General features: G+C 69.3%; 14 protein-coding genes. 6 read left to right on the forward strand and 8 right to left on the reverse strand.

The features are described 5' to 3' along the window. Positions 1 to 41: 41 nt before the first annotated feature. Positions 42 to 959, reverse strand: a complete 918-nt coding sequence (locus ACWC5C_RS19260) for a carbohydrate ABC transporter permease (RefSeq protein WP_385447696.1) — start codon at positions 957 to 959, stop codon at positions 42 to 44. 73 nt (positions 960 to 1,032) lie between these two features. Continuing rightward, positions 1,033 to 2,469 (reverse strand): N-acetylglucosamine/diacetylchitobiose ABC transporter substrate-binding protein, encoded by a 1,437-nt coding sequence (gene ngcE / locus ACWC5C_RS19265; protein WP_450876733.1) that lies wholly within the window; start codon positions 2,467 to 2,469, stop codon positions 1,033 to 1,035. Positions 2,470 to 3,010: 541 nt separating this feature from the next. Here ngcE and ACWC5C_RS19270 point away from each other — a divergent pair. The 3 genes from ACWC5C_RS19270 (at position 3,011) to ACWC5C_RS19280 (ending at position 8,397) form a co-directional block, all read left to right on the forward strand. Further along, positions 3,011 to 3,493, forward strand: coding sequence for a hypothetical protein (locus tag ACWC5C_RS19270; RefSeq protein WP_450876735.1), 483 nt, complete (start codon positions 3,011 to 3,013; stop codon positions 3,491 to 3,493). A gap of 212 nt (positions 3,494 to 3,705) precedes the next feature. Next, positions 3,706 to 7,593, forward strand: coding sequence for a GH92 family glycosyl hydrolase (locus tag ACWC5C_RS19275; RefSeq protein WP_450876737.1), 3,888 nt, complete (start codon positions 3,706 to 3,708; stop codon positions 7,591 to 7,593). A gap of 33 nt (positions 7,594 to 7,626) precedes the next feature. After that, entirely contained in the window at positions 7,627 to 8,397 is a 771-nt protein-coding gene (locus tag ACWC5C_RS19280) for a PIG-L deacetylase family protein (protein WP_450876738.1), read from the forward strand. Here ACWC5C_RS19280 and ACWC5C_RS19285 read toward each other — a convergent pair. The 3 genes from ACWC5C_RS19285 to ACWC5C_RS19295 form a co-directional block, all read right to left on the reverse strand. Further along, a complete protein-coding gene (locus ACWC5C_RS19285) occupies positions 8,394 to 8,627 on the reverse strand; it encodes a hypothetical protein (protein WP_450876740.1) in 234 nt (77 codons plus the stop codon). The genes ACWC5C_RS19280 and ACWC5C_RS19285 overlap by 4 nt on opposite strands. Beyond that, on the reverse strand, positions 8,627 to 9,499 hold the full coding sequence (locus ACWC5C_RS19290) for a hypothetical protein (protein WP_450876742.1): 873 nt from the start codon (positions 9,497 to 9,499) through the stop codon (positions 8,627 to 8,629). The genes ACWC5C_RS19285 and ACWC5C_RS19290 overlap by 1 nt, the downstream gene beginning before the upstream one ends. Before the next feature lie 74 nt (positions 9,500 to 9,573). Then, positions 9,574 to 10,557 (reverse strand): NAD-dependent epimerase/dehydratase family protein, encoded by a 984-nt coding sequence (locus ACWC5C_RS19295; protein WP_450876744.1) that lies wholly within the window; start codon positions 10,555 to 10,557, stop codon positions 9,574 to 9,576. A gap of 77 nt (positions 10,558 to 10,634) precedes the next feature. On the opposite strand from ACWC5C_RS19295, the gene ACWC5C_RS19300 reads away from it, so the two are divergent. Next, entirely contained in the window at positions 10,635 to 11,522 is an 888-nt protein-coding gene (locus ACWC5C_RS19300) for a GNAT family N-acetyltransferase (protein WP_450876746.1), read from the forward strand. Positions 11,523 to 11,597: 75 nt separating this feature from the next. Here ACWC5C_RS19300 and acnA read toward each other — a convergent pair whose 3' ends face one another. Further along, positions 11,598 to 14,315, reverse strand: a complete 2,718-nt coding sequence (gene acnA, locus ACWC5C_RS19305; protein ID WP_450876748.1) for an aconitate hydratase AcnA — start codon at positions 14,313 to 14,315, stop codon at positions 11,598 to 11,600. Between the two features lie 329 nt (positions 14,316 to 14,644). Between acnA and ACWC5C_RS19310 the strand changes: the two genes are divergently transcribed. Together ACWC5C_RS19310 and ACWC5C_RS19315 are read left to right on the forward strand one after the other, a co-directional pair. After that, positions 14,645 to 15,544, forward strand: coding sequence for a LysR family transcriptional regulator (locus ACWC5C_RS19310; RefSeq protein WP_450876750.1), 900 nt, complete (start codon positions 14,645 to 14,647; stop codon positions 15,542 to 15,544). A 90-nt stretch (positions 15,545 to 15,634) separates the two neighbouring features. After that, positions 15,635 to 16,201, forward strand: a complete 567-nt coding sequence (locus ACWC5C_RS19315) for a Uma2 family endonuclease (RefSeq protein WP_450876752.1) — start codon at positions 15,635 to 15,637, stop codon at positions 16,199 to 16,201. A gap of 6 nt (positions 16,202 to 16,207) precedes the next feature. Here the strand turns inward: ACWC5C_RS19315 and ACWC5C_RS19320 are convergent, their stop codons facing one another. Further along, positions 16,208 to 16,567 carry a GntR family transcriptional regulator gene (locus ACWC5C_RS19320; RefSeq protein WP_385447656.1) on the reverse strand — a complete coding sequence of 120 codons (360 nt, stop codon included), beginning with the start codon at positions 16,565 to 16,567 and terminating at the stop codon, positions 16,208 to 16,210. Between the two features lie 2 nt (positions 16,568 to 16,569). Further along, positions 16,570 to 17,538: a DUF1648 domain-containing protein gene (locus ACWC5C_RS19325; protein ID WP_450876754.1), complete on the reverse strand. Its 969-nt coding sequence runs from the start codon at positions 17,536 to 17,538 to the stop codon at positions 16,570 to 16,572. Positions 17,539 to 17,563: the final 25 nt, after the last annotated feature.

The following is a 17,563-nucleotide window of genomic DNA, read 5'->3' on the forward strand; positions in this document are numbered from 1 at the left end:
GTTCGCTGGTGCGGTCGCTGGTGCGGTCACGGTCCCCGGCATCAGTACTCCAGCCGTTCGCGCCGCCCGAGCCTGCCCACGGCGACCGCGAAGATGAGCGTGACGATCAGCATCGCGACGCCGATCGTGGTCGCCCGTCCGGCCTGTCCGTCGCTGAACGTCTTGGTGTAGACGTAGAAGCCCAGGACCTGGGTCGAGTCGGCGGGACCGCCCGGACCGATCGTCATGATCTGCACGACGGCGAACGCGTCGAGGGCGATGATGCCCATGTAGATCCAGCCGGTCTGGACCGTGTCCCACAGCAGCGGCAGGGTGATCCGGAAGAAGGTGTGCACACGGTTGGCGCCGTCGAGCAGCGCGGCCTCGTAGTAGTCCCTCGGGATGGCGCTCATCCCGGCGGAGAAGAGGACGACGTAGAAGCCGACATTGGCCCAGACCATCACGACCATGAGGCTCCACAGCGCGAACTTCGGATCGGCCAGCCACTGCTGCTGCAGCGCGTCCAGGCCGATCCCGCCGAGGAAGGCGTTGAGCGCGCCGTTGCGCGGGTTGTAGGTGAACTGGAACAGCAGGGCGACGATCGCGATCGACAGCACCTGCGGGAAGAAATAGATCACCTTGTAAACGCTCGACCCGCGCACGCCCGTGACGGCCGCGTTCTTCCTGCCACGGCCGCCGACGTTGAGCATGAAGGCGAAGAAGAGTCCGAGTCCGAGCGTCACCAGCGGCACGACCAGCAGCAGCAGAACGTTATGGCCGACCGCTTTCCAGAAGAGGTCGTCCTGCAGCAGCCAGCTGTAGTTCTTGAATCCGACCATCTTGAAGTCGGAACTCAGGCCCGTCCAGTCCGTGAACGAGTAATAGATGGCCTGAACGAACGGCGAGATCACGAAGACCGCGTAAAGGATCAGCGGCAGGGCCAGGAACCCCGCGATGAACCGGTATTTCCCATGCTGCATTTCTACCGACCTCGGACTTCCCTCGCGGATAATGCCGCCGGTGACGCTACGAACCCCATCAGCTGTGCCTCGGTCAGACGTGCTTGTACTTCTTGACCGCGTCGTCCTTCGCCGTGTCGTCGGCGAACTTCTGACACTTCTTCATTGCCTCGGCCGGGGTCATCCGGCCCGCCATCATCTCGCCCAGCACGCCCACGCCGATCTTCTGCTTCTGCAGCGTCCCGTACCAGTCCTGCATGCGCGGGTTGAGGACGTTCTTACCCGCCTTCTCCAGCGACTCCTGCGCGGACGCGAGGCCTGACGGCAGGGTGAGGCCTTCGGTGCCGCCATTCAGCGAGGAGAGCGAGGAGACCTGCTTGATGAAGTTCTTGGTGGACTTCTCGCCGAGCATGATCCGCAGCAGCTCCATGCCGCCCTGGGGGTTCTTCGCCGACTTCGGCACGATGAAGGGCTCACCGCCGGAGGCCCAGAGGGTGCCGAACGGCAGTTTGTCGCTCTTGTCGAGGCTGGAGGGCGCGCCGACCGCCATCTGGAAGTCCTTCGGCGTGGTCTTCGACGCCTCGTTCTCCACCCAGGAGCCGTTGGGGATGAACAGCGCCTTCCCCTCGTTCCAGGCGGTTTGCGACTCGATGTGGGTCAGCCCGGGGGTGCCCTTGAGGATGTAGCCCTTCTTGTACAGCTCGTAGTACGCCTCGAAGGCGGCCTTCACGGCCGGGTCCTTCCAGGCGTTCGGCTCCAGGTTGTCGATGGCGTTCAGGACGTCATTGCCACCGATCTTGCCGATGAAGGGGTAGAGGCTGAACGGCACGTAGTACGGGTACTTGCCCGGGTAGGTCCAGCCCGCGACGCCCTTCTTCTTGGCCTTCTCGCAGACCTTGAGCATGTCGTCCCAGGTCTCCGGGTACTCCGCGTCGAGCTTGGCCAGATTGGTCTTGGAGTACCAGACGCCGTAGACGGTGTACGCGTAGTAGAGGACGTACACCGGCTTGCCGTCGAACTGGCCCATCTCCGCGACACCGGGGCGCAGCGTCTCGCGCACGGTCTTGTCCGGGTCGTCGACGGAGGGTGCGTCGAGCAGCGGGGTGAGGTCGGTGAGCTGGTTCTTGCCGACCAGGGTGCCCATGTCCATCTGCTCGGCGCCGTTGTTGTCCACGAGGTCCGGCGGGGTGCCGCCGTTGAAGCGCGGCTGAAGGACCGTCTGGATCTTCTGGGTCGCCGAGTGCTTGACCTTGCCCTTGACCTTCGGGAAGGCCGCGGCGTACTCGGCCTCGGCGTCCTTGGCGTACTGCTGCCCGAAGCCGCCGTCGAAGATCATGACGTCGAGGGCGGCGCTCTCGTTGACGGCGAGCGGGTTCTTAGCGCTCTTCTTGCCCTTGTCGACCTTCTTCTCGCTGTCGTCACCGCCGCTGGCACAGGCGGAGAGCACGCCCATCGCGGGCACGGTGATCAGTCCGAGGGCCGCCGACCGCTTGATCAGGTCACGCCGTCCGAAATCTGGGGTGGATCCCATGCTCAAGTCCTCGCCTTCGTCAGGACTCAGGCGGTGTAACGGTTTCCCGTACATGCTCGCCTCCGGGCGAGGGGCCCGACACCGCGGGTCAGTTGAAGCGTGAAGCGGGGTGGTGCTGGGTGTGCGCCGGGAGGGCTCAGAACCGTCGAGGCCAGCTCGACACGGCCGCGGCACGGCCTCCCCCCTTGGGAGTGCCTTCCGGATCATGCCGGGCTCCCGACGCCTGGCACGGCACCTCGCGGCCCCGCGCTCGTCGCACGCAGCGCCGCTGCGCTCTCCTCACGCGAGTTGCGAGCCACCGCGCCAGACGCCGCTCGCTGATCCGGCCTGACCCGAAAGGCACCCCCAAGGCGAAAGGTATAGTCCACTGGGCATCGAGAGGGCAAGATCGAATGGTCATCGGGTGGGCATCTTTCCCGAGTTGAGACCTGTCCGACATACCGTGGGGGGCCCAGCCCGTACGGCACTCAGCCGTGCGCGCGACCCTCGAAGGGCGGTCCTCGTGTCCCGGAAGCAGCTTCCTCTCGCCACCACTGTTGTCGTGGCCGCGACACTCACGCTCGCCGCGGGCTGCGGCACGGACCGGGGCGGTTCACCGGCCGGGGACACCAAGGGCGCCGCCGCGATCGGCAAGGGCATGGCCCGGCTCCCGGTGGAACCGACCGAGGAGCCCACGGAGGAGCCGACCGAGGACCCCACCGACACCCCCTCGGACGGGCCCACGGGCGGCTCCGGGCTGATATCGGCGGACGCCAAGATGGGCACGTGCGGCTGGAGCGCGGACGGCAAGCCGTACGCCAACGTGACGATCAGCAACTCCAGTTCCTCCACCGCCTCTTACTTCCTCCTCGTCGGGTTCGTGGACAGCACCGGCGAGGTCGTGACCACGGGCTCGGAGTCCGACGCCTCGGTGGCGGGGAACTCCGAGAAGACCGTCAAGGTCTCCGCCCTCCAAGCGGACTCCTCCAAGAAGGCGAAGAAGTGCCGTCTGTCGATGGCCACCAAGTCCGGTTCTCCCAGCTGATGGATTATTGACCGCCCGTCATGGGCGCGGGCCGCATCGCGGCGCGGGTGCGGCCCGCGTCGCGCGGTCGCCACTCCAAGATCACTCGCATGGAGTGCTCACCCGCAGGGGTTACGAACTTCCGCAACCTTGACACCACCCGCCCCTCGAAGCCCTACTTATCCTTGCCCCACCCCATCGACAACGTTGTCAGACTCGTTGAGAGGCTGAGTATGCGACAGAGACGGCTCAGACGCAGGCATACGTCCGGTCGAGCGGCCGCCCTGGTGGCGGCCGTTCTGCTGGCGGTGACCGCCCAGGGCGCGGCGACCGCCGTTCCGCGCGGGCCGGGCGCGGCGGCGGACCGTACCGCCGAGAGCCGCGCCGCCGGGGACCGCGCCGCCGGGGAGTTCGCCTCGTCCTTCGAAGCGGACGATCCGCAGCCCGACTGGCGCAACACCGTCGAGACCACCCCGGACGGCGAGAAGAAGGCCGACGGGGTCGACGGCGGCTACAGCTCCGGCATCCCCGGGAACGTGACCGACAAGGTCACCGAGGTCCGGGCCAGCGGCGAGTACGCCGACGCGGGTGAGACCAAGGAGAACCTGATCGACGGTGAGACCACCAGCAAGTGGCTCGCGTTCGATGAGACCGCCTGGCTCGAATTCGACCTGTCCGAGCCCGTCGATGTCGTCCGGTACGCCCTCACTTCCGCCAACGACGCCCCGGAGCGCGACCCGGCCGACTGGACGCTGAAGGGCTCGGCCGACGGTTCCGACTGGACGACGCTGGACACCCGTAAGGACCAGGTCTTCGAGAAGCGCCACCAGACCCGCGAGTTCTCCGCCGAGGCCGCCGCCGCGTACCGCCACTTACGGCTGGAGATCACCCGTAACAAGGGGGCGGACGCCACCCAGCTCGCCGAGATCCAGTTCGCCAATGGCGACACCACCCCGCCCGCCCCCGCCGATATGCGCAGCCTGGTCGACCGGGGCCCGTCCGGCTCCCCCACCGCCAAGGGGAACGCGGGCTTCACCGGCGTCCGCGCGCTGCGCTACGCGGGCACCCACAAGCCGGACGGCCGGGCGTACTCGTACAACAAGGTCTTCGACGTGAACACGGCCGTCACCCGCGACAGCCTGCTCTCGTACCGGATCTTCCCGTCGATGGGCGAGACGGATCTGAGCTATCCCGCCACCCATGTCTCCGTCGACCTCGCCTTCACCGACGGCACCTACCTGAGTGAACTGCCCCGCGCGGTGGACCAGCACGGAGCCCGGATGAGCCCCCAGGGGCAGGCGGCCTCCAAGACGCTGTACGTCAACCAGTGGAACCACAAGGAGTCCCGGATCGGGACCGTCGCGGCGGGCAAGACCGTCGACCGGATCCTCGTCGCGTACGACTCCCCCAAGGGCCCGGCGACGTTCCGCGGCTGGGTGGACGACATCTCCCTCGCCCCCCGGGCGCCCGAGAAGCCCCTGAAGCACCTCTCCGACTACGCGGTGACCACCCGTGGCACCCACTCCAGCGGCAGCTTCTCGCGCGGCAACAACTTCCCCGCGACCGCCGTCCCCGGTGGCTTCAACTTCTGGACGCCGGTGACCAACGCGGGCTCCACCAGCTGGCTCTACGAGTACGCCCGCGCCAACAACGCCGACAACCTGCCCACCATCCAGGCGTTCGGCGCGAGCCATGAGCCGAGCCCGTGGATGGGCGACCGGCAGACGTTCCAGGTGATGCCGTCCGTCGCGTCCGGCGCCCCGGACGCCTCCCGCACCGCCCGCGCGCTGCCCTTCCGGCACAGCGAGGAGACGGCCAGGCCGCACCAGTACGGCGTGACGTTCGAGAACGGCCTCAAGGCCGACATCGCGCCCACCGACCACGCGGCGGTCATGCGGTTCACCTATCCGGGTGAGGACGCCAGCGTCATCTTCGACAACGTCAACAACAACGGCGGGCTCACCCTCGACCCCGAGAACGGCGTCGTCACCGGCTACTCCGACGTCAAGAGCGGGCTGTCCACCGGCGCCACCCGGATGTTCGTCTACGGCGTCTTCGACGCACCCGTCAGCGCGAGCGGCAAGCTCCCCGGAGGCGGCGGGCAGGACGTCACGGGCTACTTCCGCTTCTCGCCCGGCAAGGACCGTACCGTCACCCTCCGGATCGCCACCTCGCTCATCGGCGTCGACCAGGCGAAGACCAACCTGGAGCGCGAAATCCCCGCCTCGGCCTCGTTCGAGCAGGTCGAGCGGCGCGCCCAGAGCGCCTGGGACGACATCCTGGGCCGTATCGAGGTCGAGGGGGCGAGCCGCGACCAGCTCACCACGCTCTACTCCAGCCTCTACCGTCTGTACCTCTATCCCAATTCCGGTTACGAGAACACCGGGACCGTTCGGAAGCCGCGCTACCAGTACGCGAGCGCCTTCTCGCCCGCCGCCGGGGAGAACACCCCGACCCGCACCGGCGCGAAGATCGTCGACGGCGAGGTGTACGTCAACAACGGTTTCTGGGACACCTACCGCACCACCTGGCCCGCCTACTCGCTGCTGACGCCGAAGCGCGCCGGGACGATGGTCGACGGCTTCGTCCAGCAGTACAAGGACGGCGGCTGGATCTCCCGCTGGTCCTCCCCCGGCTACGCCGATCTGATGACCGGCACCAGCTCGGACGTGGCCTTCGCGGACGCGTACCTCAAGGGCGTCCGCTTCGACGCCGAGGCCGCGTACGAGGCGGCGCTCAAGAACGCCACCGCCGTGCCGCCGTCGTCGGGCGTGGGGAGGAAGGGCATGTCCACGTCCCCCTTCCTCGGCTACACCAGCACCGAGACCCATGAGGGCCTGTCCTGGGCGCTGGAGGGGTACCTCAACGACTTCGGCCTGGCGAAGATGGGCAAGGCGCTCTACGCCAAGACCAAGAAGGCGCGCTACAAGGAAGAATCCGACTACTTCCTGCACCGCGCCCAGAACTACGTCACGCTCTTCGACGACAAGGCGGGCTTCTTCCAAGGCCGGGACGCGGCCGGGAAGTGGCGCGTCCCGTCCGAGAAGTACGACCCGAGGATCTGGGGCTACGACTACACCGAGACCAACGGGTGGGGCTACGCCTTCACTGCCCCGCAGGACAGCCGGGGCCTGGCCAATCTGTACGGCGGGCGCTCCGGCCTCGCCGACAAGCTCGACACCTACTTCTCCACCCCGGAGACCGCCTCTGCCGAGTTCAAGGGTTCCTACAACAGCGTCATCCATGAGATGACCGAGGCCCGCGACGTCCGGATGGGCATGTACGGGCACAGCAACCAGGTCGCCCACCACGCCACGTATATGTACGACGCGGCCGGACAGCCCTGGAAGGCGCAGGAGAAGGTCCGCGAGGTGCTGTCCCGGCTCTACACCGGCAGCGAGATAGGTCAGGGCTACCACGGCGACGAGGACAACGGCGAGCAGTCCGCGTGGTACCTCTTCAGCGCGCTGGGCTTCTACCCGCTGGTGATGGGCGGCTCCGAGTACGCGATCGGCTCACCGCTGTTCACCAAGGCCACGGTGCACCTGGAGAACGGCCGTGACCTGGTCATCAAGGCGCCGCGCAACAGTCGGTCCAACGTCTACGTCCAAGGGCTGAAGGTCAACGGCAAGCCCTGGAACTCCACCGCCCTCCCCCACTCGGTCCTCGCCCGGGGCGGCACGCTGGAGTTCGCGATGGGCGCCAAGCCGTCGGCGTGGGGCACGGGTGCGAAGTCCGCGCCGTCCTCCATCACCCAGGACGACAAGGTGCCGACGCCGCGCCGCGATCTGACCGTGCCGAGCGGTGGCACGGCGCTCCTCGATGACACGTCGGGCACGGAGTCAACATTCGAGTCGGTGACCCTGCCGGTGAAGGAGGCTGGCCGCGCGGTCCAATACACCCTCACCTCCGCCGATCGCTCCAAGGCCCCCACCGGCTGGACCCTCGAAGGCTCGGACGACGGCGAGAAGTGGCAGCCCCTGGACCGGCGCTCGGACGAGTCATGGTCCTGGGACAAGCAGACCCGCGTCTTCTCCGTCTCCACGCCGGGTTCGTACGCGCACTACCGCCTGGTGCCGGACGGCAAGGCCACCCTGGCCGAGGTCGAACTGCTCGGCTGAGCGGGGGACGCGGTGGAGTGCCAGGATGGGCGCATGGCTACCGTCCTGGCATTCCACGCCCACCCCGACGACGAGGTGCTGCTGACCGGCGGCACGCTGGCCCGGCTCGCGCACGAGGGGCACCGGGTGGTGGTCGTGGTCGCCACGGACGGCCTGGTCGACGCCGCGCCGCCGGACGGCGCGTCGCCCCGCCTGCGCGAACTGCACACCAGCGCCGCCTTGTTGGGTGTCGACCGCGTCGTCCACCTCGGCTACGCCGACAGCGGCCATGGCCCGATCCTCTACCCCGACCCGCCGGACCGTGCGCGCTTCGTCCGCGCGGACACGGAGGAGGCCGCCGAGCGCCTGGCCACGATCCTCCGCGAGGAGGACGCGTCGATGCTGCTCCACTACGACCCTCATGGGGGTTACGGCCACCGCGACCACATCAAGGTCCACCAAGTCGGCCGCCGCGCCGCCGAACTGGCCAAGACCCCGAGGGTGCTGGAGGCCACGCTCCCCCGCGACACCGCCGAACGCCTGGTGCACCTGGCCCACCGGCTGAGGATCCCCCTCCGCTTCAGCCCCGACGAGCTGAGCACCCGCTTCAGCCCCCGCTCGGCCATCACCCACCGCCTCGACGTCCGCCGCTACGCCAGCCAGAAACAGGCGGCCCTGGCGGCCCACCGCTCCCAGATCAACGGCACGGGCCGCACGAGCGCCGCCATGCAGAAACTGACCCGCCTACCGTCGCCCCTCTTCGGCCTGCTCCTCGGCCGAGAGTGGTACATCGACGTCTCCCCCCTCCGCCCGCCCCAGCGCTAACCGTCGGCGAACAGCTCGTCCGCACGGGAAGCGGTCGCGGCCCGATCCAGCCAGATGCCGAGGACGTCCATGTCCTTGCACGACTCGATGCGCTCACGCGTCTCAGCAGTGGCTTCGAGCCCCCGAGCCTGGAGAATTCGCAGGATGTTCTGGGCATCCCTTTCCGCCCGAACCTCGGCGAAGGCCCTCTGGGCGTGCTCGGAACGGAAGAAGTTCAGCAGCGTGGACATCAGTCGAACAGTTCCTCGACGCGAGAGGCCGTCACAGCCCGTACCAGCCAGGTGTCGAGGAGGTCCAGATCCGTGCACGACTGGATGCGCTCACGGGCCTCGGCGGGGACCTCAAGCTGCCGACAGCTGAGCACCTGCAGAACATCTTTCGCACCCTTTTCAGCCCGAACCACAGCGAAGGCCCGCTGTGCATGGTCAGAACGGAAAAAATTCAGCAGTGCGGACATCAGATCGCTCCAAATCTGTCTTGCCGGGGTGTTGCCGAGGCCCGCTGCGACGATCTCGGCGTACATAGTCGCCTCTTCGAGGGGAAGGGTCTTGGTGAGTGTGGTCGCCAGCACCTTCAGCATGCCATCGACGTTTTCATCCCTACTATGCGTCATAGCAGAGAAGGTAGCGATCGGGATATCCCGGGCCACCTCTTTCGCATCCATGATGACGGGAACGTTGCCGGGACCGAGAACGAGTGGGCGGACCGTCAGGGACGGATAGTCGGGGATGCCGAGTGTGATCGGGCGGGCGGCCCAGCGGGCCGTAGCCTCATCCGGACAGAGCACGATCAGCACCGGCTGGTGACCGAACTTCGCATGCATGTACGAGAGGTAGTAGGCCCAGGCCGCAGGCTTCTTCGGATCCCTCCTGCTCTGCGACTCGATGGCGAATAAGTACGTGCCGTCTTCCTTGGTCTCGACCTGGAGAAGGGTGTCCACCCGTCTTTCGATCGGCGCGATCTCGGTGAGATCAGGGCTGACAACAAACGCCCTGCTCGCCTCCGGAAAGGGGACACCGAGCAGTTGATTGAGCGCTCGGACGACGGCCCCCGTGTCCTCCTGGAAAATCCGGTGGAGGGCTTCGTGTGAGGAACTGACCATGCGTTGAACGCTAATGACGCGAGCGCAAGTGTCGGTGGCATTTGCCCCTCGCATCACTCGAACGTATGCAGTAGCTATTCACGTTGACGCTGCGCGGCCAGTACCTCCGCCTCCTTCTCCGGTGAGAGGCCAACCCCCTGCGGGGCAGGGCCGTCCGAGTCCCGTAGCCAGGTCCATGTATCGGTCACCGTCTCCGCGATGGGGCGGCAGTGCAGGCCCGCCGCGAGCGCCTTCGAGACGTCGGCGGCGTGCAGCGTGTCGTACAGCTCGCCCGGGGGGAGCCAGATCGGGAGGTCGGTCCAGGGGGCGATGTCGGCGGCCAGGATGCGGTGCGGGTCGGTCCAGCGCAGTTCGGCGGATGAGTCGGTGACACGTACGCAGGTCTCCAGGAGTTCGCCCATCGTGGTGTGGCCCTGCGGGCTGACCACGTTGTACGGGCCGCCGAGGCCGCGCTCGGCGGCGTCCAGGAGCCAGACGGCCAGGTCGCGGGCGTCGACGTACTGCAACGGCAGGTCGCGCGGGCCCGGCGCGAGGACCGGGCCGCCGCGCGCGATGCGGGTCAGCCACCAGGGCAGGCGGCCGACGTCCTCGTACGGGCCGAGGATCAGCCCGGCCCGCGCCAGCAGCGCGTGGTCGCCGAAGACGGAGAGCGCGGCCAGTTCGCCGCCGCGTTTGGCCTGCGCGTAGTCGACGTCGACGGAGTCGGGGGACGCCTCCACCACCGGGCCGTCCTCGGCCTGTCCGGCCGGGGCCGGGTAGGCGTAGACGGAGCGGCTGGAGACGTAGACGTACGTACGTACTCGCCCGGCGAGGAGGCGGGCCGCTTCGCGGACGACCGAAGGGGCGCCGGACCAGGTGTCCACGACGACGTCCCACTCGCCGTCTTCGAGAGCGGCGAGCCCACCGGGCGCGGTGCGGTCGCCGCGCAGCGCGGTGACCTCCGGCGGTGTCCCCCGGCGGCCTCGGTTGAACGCCGTGACCTGCCAGCCGCGTACCAGGGCCTCCTCGATGACCGCACGCCCTACGAATTCCGTGCCGCCCAGCATCAGAAGTCTCATGACAGGGACTCTGCCCGCTCCGGCGGCGCGCGCCCGGAGTCTTAGCCAGCAGCAGATTTCGCGCCATGATGGTCCACATGATCCTCCGCCAGCTACGTGACACCGGGGCGGACGCCGAGGCAGTGAGGACCGTGGCCTCGGCCGCCTTCGACACCGCTCGCGCCCTGCGGGGCGAACCGGCGGCCGACTGGCCGCCCGACCAGCTCGCCCGCATCGACAGCCGCAACCGCCATCTCGCGCGGACCGATCCGGGCGGCTGCTGGCTCGCCGTGGACGAGGCCGGGATGCCGGTCGGCACGGTGCTGTCCACGCGCCGCGAAGGCACCTGGGGGCTCGCGCTGTTCGCCGTACTGCCCCGGGCCCAGCGGCGCGGGATCGGCCGGGAGCTGATGGCGGCGGCGCTGCTGTACGGGCGGGCCTGTCTGCGCGGGATCATCTGCGGGTCCCGGGATCCGCGCGCGGCGGCCATCTACCGGCGGGCGGGCTTCACCCTGCATCCGTCGATGCGGCTGCGCGGCACCGTCGACAAGGAGCTGAAGTCCCGGCTGCCGCCGCTCGACGGCGCCGTCCACGAGGGCACGGAACGGCACCGGGACCTGATGGACTCCGTCGACCGCCGCACCCGCGGCGGGGCCCACGGCCCCGACCATGAGGAGATGCTGCGGCACTCGCGGCTGCTGGTCGTCGACGACCTGGCCGGGAGCGGCTACTGCTACGTCGGCGCGGACGGGGATGTCGAACTGCTCGCCGCGACCTCCCGCCGTCTGGCGGGCCGCCTGCTGACCGCCGCCCTGCTCAGCCTCCCGGCAGGCACGGAGGCGTCGGTGGAGAACCTGACGGCCGAGCAGGAGTGGGCGGTGGACGTCGGTCTGGAGGCGGGTCTGGAGCTGTCCAACGCGGGCTATGTGTGCCTGCGCGGGATGCGGCCGCCGTCGCCGTACATCCCCTCGGGCGCGTTCCTCTGAGATACGCGGACGGGCCGCACCCCCGATGCGCGGGGGTACGGCCCGTCCGTGACGCGCAGGCGTCTTACTCGCTGATCACTCGCTGATCAGCGAGCGCAGCACGTACTGCAGGATGCCGCCGTTGCGGTAGTAGTCCGCCTCGCCGGGGGTGTCGATGCGCAGCTTGGCGTCGAACTCCACCTCACCAGCCTTGACCTTCACCGTCTCCGGGATGCCGCCGTCGTTGAGCGCGGTGACGCCGGTGATGTCGAAGGTCTCCTCGCCGGTCAGACCCAGCGACAGCGCCGAGGCGCCCTCGGGGAACTGGAGCGGGAGAACGCCCATGCCGATGAGGTTCGAGCGGTGGATGCGCTCGTACGACTCGGCGATGACGGCCTTGACGCCGAGCAGCGCGGTGCCCTTGGCGGCCCAGTCGCGGGACGAGCCCGAGCCGTACTCCTTGCCCGCCAGGATGACCAGCGGGGTGCCCGCCGCCTGGTAGTTCTGCGACGCGTCGTAGATGAAGGAGACCGGGCCGTCGGCCTGGGTGAAGTCGCGGGTGTAGCCGCCCTCGGTGCCGGGCGCGATCTGGTTGCGCAGCCGGATGTTGGCGAAGGTGCCGCGGATCATGACCTCGTGGTTGCCTCGGCGGGAGCCGTAGGAGTTGAAGTCGCGACGCTCGACACCGTGCTCGGTGAGGTACTTACCGGCCGGGGTGTCGGCCTTGATCGCACCGGCCGGGGAGATGTGGTCGGTGGTGACCGAGTCGCCCAGCTTGGCCAGGACGCGGGCGCCGGTGACGTCCTCGACCGGGCTCGTCTCCATGGTCATGCCCTCGAAGTACGGGGGCTTGCGCACGTAGGTGGACTCGGTGTCCCACTCGAAGGTGTTGCCGGTCGGGATCGGCAGCGCCTGCCACTGGGCGTCACCGGCGAAGACGTCCTGGTAGGACTTGTTGAACATGTCCTCGCCGATGGCGTTGGCCACGACGTCGTTGACCTCGGCCTCGGTCGGCCAGATGTCCTCGAGGAAGACCGGGTTGCCGTCCTGGTCGGTGCCCAGGGCGTCCGTGGTGATGTTGACCTTCATCGAACCGGCGATGGCGTACGCGACGACCAGCGGCGGGGACGCCAGGTAGTTCATCTTGACGTCGGGGTTGATCCGGCCCTCGAAGTTCCGGTTGCCGGAGAGCACCGAGGTGACGGCGAGGTCGGCCTCGTTGACGGCCTTGGAGACCTCGTCCGGCAGCGGGCCGGAGTTGCCGATGCAGGTGGTGCAGCCGTAGCCGACGAGGTTGAAGCCGACCTTGTCGAGGTAGGGGGTCAGGCCCGCCTTGTCGAAGTAGTCGGTGACGACCTTCGAGCCCGGGGCCAGGGTGGTCTTGACCCACGGCTTGCGGGTCAGGCCCTTCTCGACCGCCTTCTTGGCCACCAGGGCGGCGGCGACCATGACGTACGGGTTGGAGGTGTTGGTGCACGAGGTGATCGCGGCGACGGTCACGGCGCCGTGGTCGATCTCGTACGTGGACCCGTCGGGGGCGGTCACCAGGGTGGGCTTGGTGGGCACGCCGTTGGAGACGGCCGGGGCGTCGGAGGCCGGGAAGGACTCCTTGCCCGCCTCGTCCTCCTCCGCGTCCGGGACGTAGTTACGGACGTCCTGGGCGAACTGCTGCGCCGCCTCGGCGAGCACGATGCGGTCCTGGGGACGCTTGGGACCGGCGATCGACGGGACGACCGTCGACAGGTCCAGCTCCAGCTTCTCGGAGAAGTCGGGCTCGGCGGCCGGGTCGAGCCACAGGCCCTGCTCCTTGGCGTACGCCTCGACGAGCGCGACCTGCTGCTCGGAGCGGCCGGTGAGCTTGAGGTAGTTCAGGGTCTCGTCGTCGATCGGGAAGATCGCGGCGGTGGAGCCGAACTCCGGCGACATGTTGCCGATGGTGGCGCGGTTGGCGAGGCTCGTGGCCGCCACACCCTCGCCGTAGAACTCGACGAACTTGCCGACGACACCGTGCTTGCGCAGCATCTCGGTGATGGTCAGCACGAGGTCGGTGGCGGTGGTGCCGGGCTTCAGCTCACCGGTCAGCTTGAAGCCGACGACGCGCGGGATGAGCATCGAGACCGGCTGGCCGAGCATCGCGGCCTCGGCCTCGATACCGCCGACGCCCCAGCCGAGCACGCCGAGGCCGTTGACCATGGTGGTGTGCGAGTCGGTGCCGACGAGGGTGTCCGGGTAGGCCTGACCGCCTCGGACCATGACCGTGCGGGCCAGGTGCTCGATGTTCACCTGGTGGACGATGCCGGTGCCGGGCGGTACGACCTTGAACTCGTCGAACGCGGTCTGGCCCCAGCGCAGGAACTGGTAGCGCTCCCTGTTGCGCCCGTACTCCAGCTCCACGTTCTGGCTGAAGGCGTCGTGGGTGCCGAACTTGTCGGCGATCACGGAGTGGTCGATGACCAGCTCGGCCGGGGCCAGCGGGTTGATCTTCGCCGGGTCGCCGCCCAGCTCCTTGACGGCCTCGCGCATGGTGGCGAGGTCGACGACGCAGGGCACACCGGTGAAGTCCTGCATGATCACGCGGGCCGGCGTGAACTGGATCTCCTGGCTGGGCTGGGCCTGGGAGTCCCAGCCGCCGAGCGCTCGGATGTGGTCGGCGGTGATGTTCGCGCCGTCCTCCGTGCGGAGCAGGTTCTCCAGCAGGACCTTCAGGCTGTAGGGGAGGCGGGCGGCCCCCTCCACCTTGTCCAGCCTGAAGATCTCGTACGACTCGTCGCCCACCTGCAGTGTGCTGCGGGCATCGAAGCTGTTCGCCGACACGACAGTCTCCTTCATGCATGAATTACGCGCGTACCACCGCAATGCTGCCGCGACATGCCCGCGCCGATCCGCTAAGGTAGGGCTAAGTTAGGCAACCCTTACCGATGCGGGCGCGACGGTGCGCCCGTCGACAGATATCTCGATGTCGAGATAACTCTAATACATGGCCCTCGCGGTGGTCAGCTCAGCCCTGCCACCGGGGTCGCGTCATGCCGTTGTGCGGGCCGCACTCGAAGGGGTGGCGGACCGTGCTCGCCGATGCCCGCCGAGATGCCCGGAGGCCGCTGAACGCGCCTGAACGCACCTGCCGAGCCGCGATACTCTTCCCCATGGACCCGCGTCTGCTCCGCACCTTCGTCTCCGTGGCCCACTGCGGCTCCTTCTCCGACGCCGCCCACCGGCTCGGGTCCACGCGGTCGGCCGTCGACCGGCAGATCGCGACCCTCGAAGCCGATCTGCGCACCCCGCTGCTGACCCGGCGGCCCGTGACGCTCACCACGGCCGGGGCGCGGCTGCTGGAGCACGCGGGTCCGCTGCTGCGGCGGCTGGACGCGGCCCGCGCGGATGTCGAGCGGCTGGCCGGGCCCGCCGCCGCCCGGCTCGCCCTCGGCGCCTCGCCGCTGGCCATGACGCCCGCCGTCGCGGCGGCCCTGGACGAGACGCGCCGCTCCTGCCCCGACGCGGGCGCCGCCGTACGGATCCTCGGCCGCCGGGAGGTCCCGGCGGCCGTCGCGACCGGTGCGCTGGACCTGGGCCTGCTGGACGGCCCGGCGGCCCCGGGCGATCCCTTGCCGCTCCCCGACGCCGGGGCGCTGACCACGGCCGCGGTCGCGGAGACGCCGCTGGTCGTGGCCCTGCCGCTCGGCCACCCGCTGGCCCGCCGCCTCGGCCTGCGGCTGGCCGACCTCGCCGACGCCCGCTGGCTGGACGCCCCGGACGCCGCGATGCCGCTCGGCCCGCTGCGCGCCGCGAGCGGCACCGGCGGCTTCCGCGCCTCGCTGACGTACGAGGGCACCGACGTCCGCGCCCTCCTCGCCCTGACCGCGGCGGGCCACGGCCTGGCCCTGCTCCCCCACGCCGCCGCCGAGAACGCCCCCGGCATCGCCCCGATCCCCCTCACCGCACCCCGCCTGATCCACCGCACCGAACTCCTCCACGGCCCCGCCGTAGACGGCCCGGCCCGCACCCTGGCGGCGGTCCTGACGGGCGACGGTCACCGGTACGGGTGATTGCCGGGCAGATATGCCTGACCCCGTCGAGGATTGCGATAGACCTTGCGCAGTCGTCATGCTGCGATTACGACGCCTGGTGGAGGAACGATGAGCGTGCAACCCCATGAGTACTCGGCTTCGTATGCGGTCGACGACCCGGAAACCGCACTGAAGTATGCGATCCAGCACCACCAGGGGGACCGGGTGCAGATCGTCGAGGGGGTCATCGAACCGTTGTCTCCGAGCTGGGACCACGAAAACGCGGCTGATCTGATCCGTGAACAGATCGGCCCTTCGCTGAGCAAGCTCGATTGCAGAGCGGGCTCGGGAAACCTTGATCTGCCAGGCAGCAGCAACTGGTACGTGCCGGATCTGGCCATCGTGCCGCGCGAGCTCGCGAAGGGCGGCGGAGCGCTGGTACCCGACCAGACCCTGCTGATCGTCGAGATCACCTCGGACTCCAACGGGGACACCGACCGGATCGTCAAGCGCCGCCGTTACGCCGAGTACGGCGCTCCGCTGTATCTGCTCGTCGACCGGCAGGAGCGCACCTGCACGCTCTACGCCGCACCCGGCCCCCTCGGCTACACCAAGGTGGACGGCCCGCATCCCTTCGGCACATCCCTCGCGCTCCCCGAGCCGTTCGGTCTGGAGTTGGACACCTCGGACTTCTGACCCGGCTCAGCCGCCCGCCAGGCGGGTGCGGACCAGGGTCAGGACCTCCTCGTCCGACAGGCCGAGCGCGCGGGCTTCCTCCACCAGGTTCTGGACGCCCTCCAGGAGCCGGGCGCGGGCGGTGGGCTGTTCGCCGGTGACCACGGCGCCGCGGCCACGGCGGAGGTCGATCAGGTCTTCCTCGCGGAGGCGCTGGTAGCCACGGAGCACCGTATGGACGTTGACACCGAGGGAGTCGGCGAGGGTGCGGGCGGCGGGGAGGCGCTCGCCGGGGCGGAGGGTGCCATCCGCGATCGCGCCACGGACGGTGGCGGCGATCTGGTCCCCCAGCGGGACCGGGGAGCCGAGGTCGACACGGAAGAGCATGGTCAGCCTCGCGCTCCGGTCGTGGTCCGGCCGCGCTCGACCAGGGTGTTGAGCAGGGCGGCCGCGGTGGCGGCGTCGTCCACCGTCACCACGAACTCCTTGCCGGTGACCAGCCGCAGGAACAGCGCGTCGCCCGAGCGCAGCACCAGGGCGCTGCGGCCCGGCTGGATGCGGTAGCCCCAGCCGCCGAGCGTGAGGGCGCGGGCGTCGCGGCTCGTGGCCTCCTTGACGCGGTCCAGCGATATCCGCAGCCGGGGGCGCGGGGCGAACCATGGCGCGACGGAGAGGCCGCGGCGGTCGACGGTGACCCGGCAGCGGCACAGCGCCGCCGAAATCAGCCCGGTGGCGATCAGGACCGCTGCCGCCGTCGCGTCCGTGACCACAGCGAGGACCACACCCAGCAGGGTGGTGCCCGCCCCCAGGACGGCCAGCACGGGCGATCCGACGCTGCGTGTCCAGACGGCGGCCTCGCCCTTGGCGAGCGGGAGGCGGGGTCCGGCGGCTTCGGCGGGCTCTTCGACAGGGGCGGCGTCCCGGCCCGCCAGCAGCCATCCCACCCACCCGACGGCACCGGCGACGGCGAGGGACACCGCCAGGTGCCACAGCGGGAAGGCCACATCGGCGGTACGGGCGGCGCTGGCGTTGACCCCCAGCATCACGATGTGGGCGTAGCCGAGCATCGCGGCCGTCCCGTACCCCGTGGCGACCAGCCACCGCTGCGCGCCGAGCGCCGTACGCGAGCGGAGGGCGAGGGCCGCCGCGATGAGGCCGGGGAGCAGCAGAAGGGTGGTGACCACCGGGAGGAAGGCACCCAGACCGGTGAATCCGTCGGCCTGCCCGCCGGGGCCGAAATGCGTGGCGAGCCGATCCGGCAGCCGGTCGCGCAGCGCGGCGAAGACGGCCAGCACAGCGGCCCAGGCCAGCACAAAGGGCAGAGCGACGACGGCCGCGCGCCGCCAGGCTCGGGTCACGACAACCTCCATTGTTCGCGTACTA

The organism is Streptomyces sp. NPDC001700, from assembly GCF_053596435.1.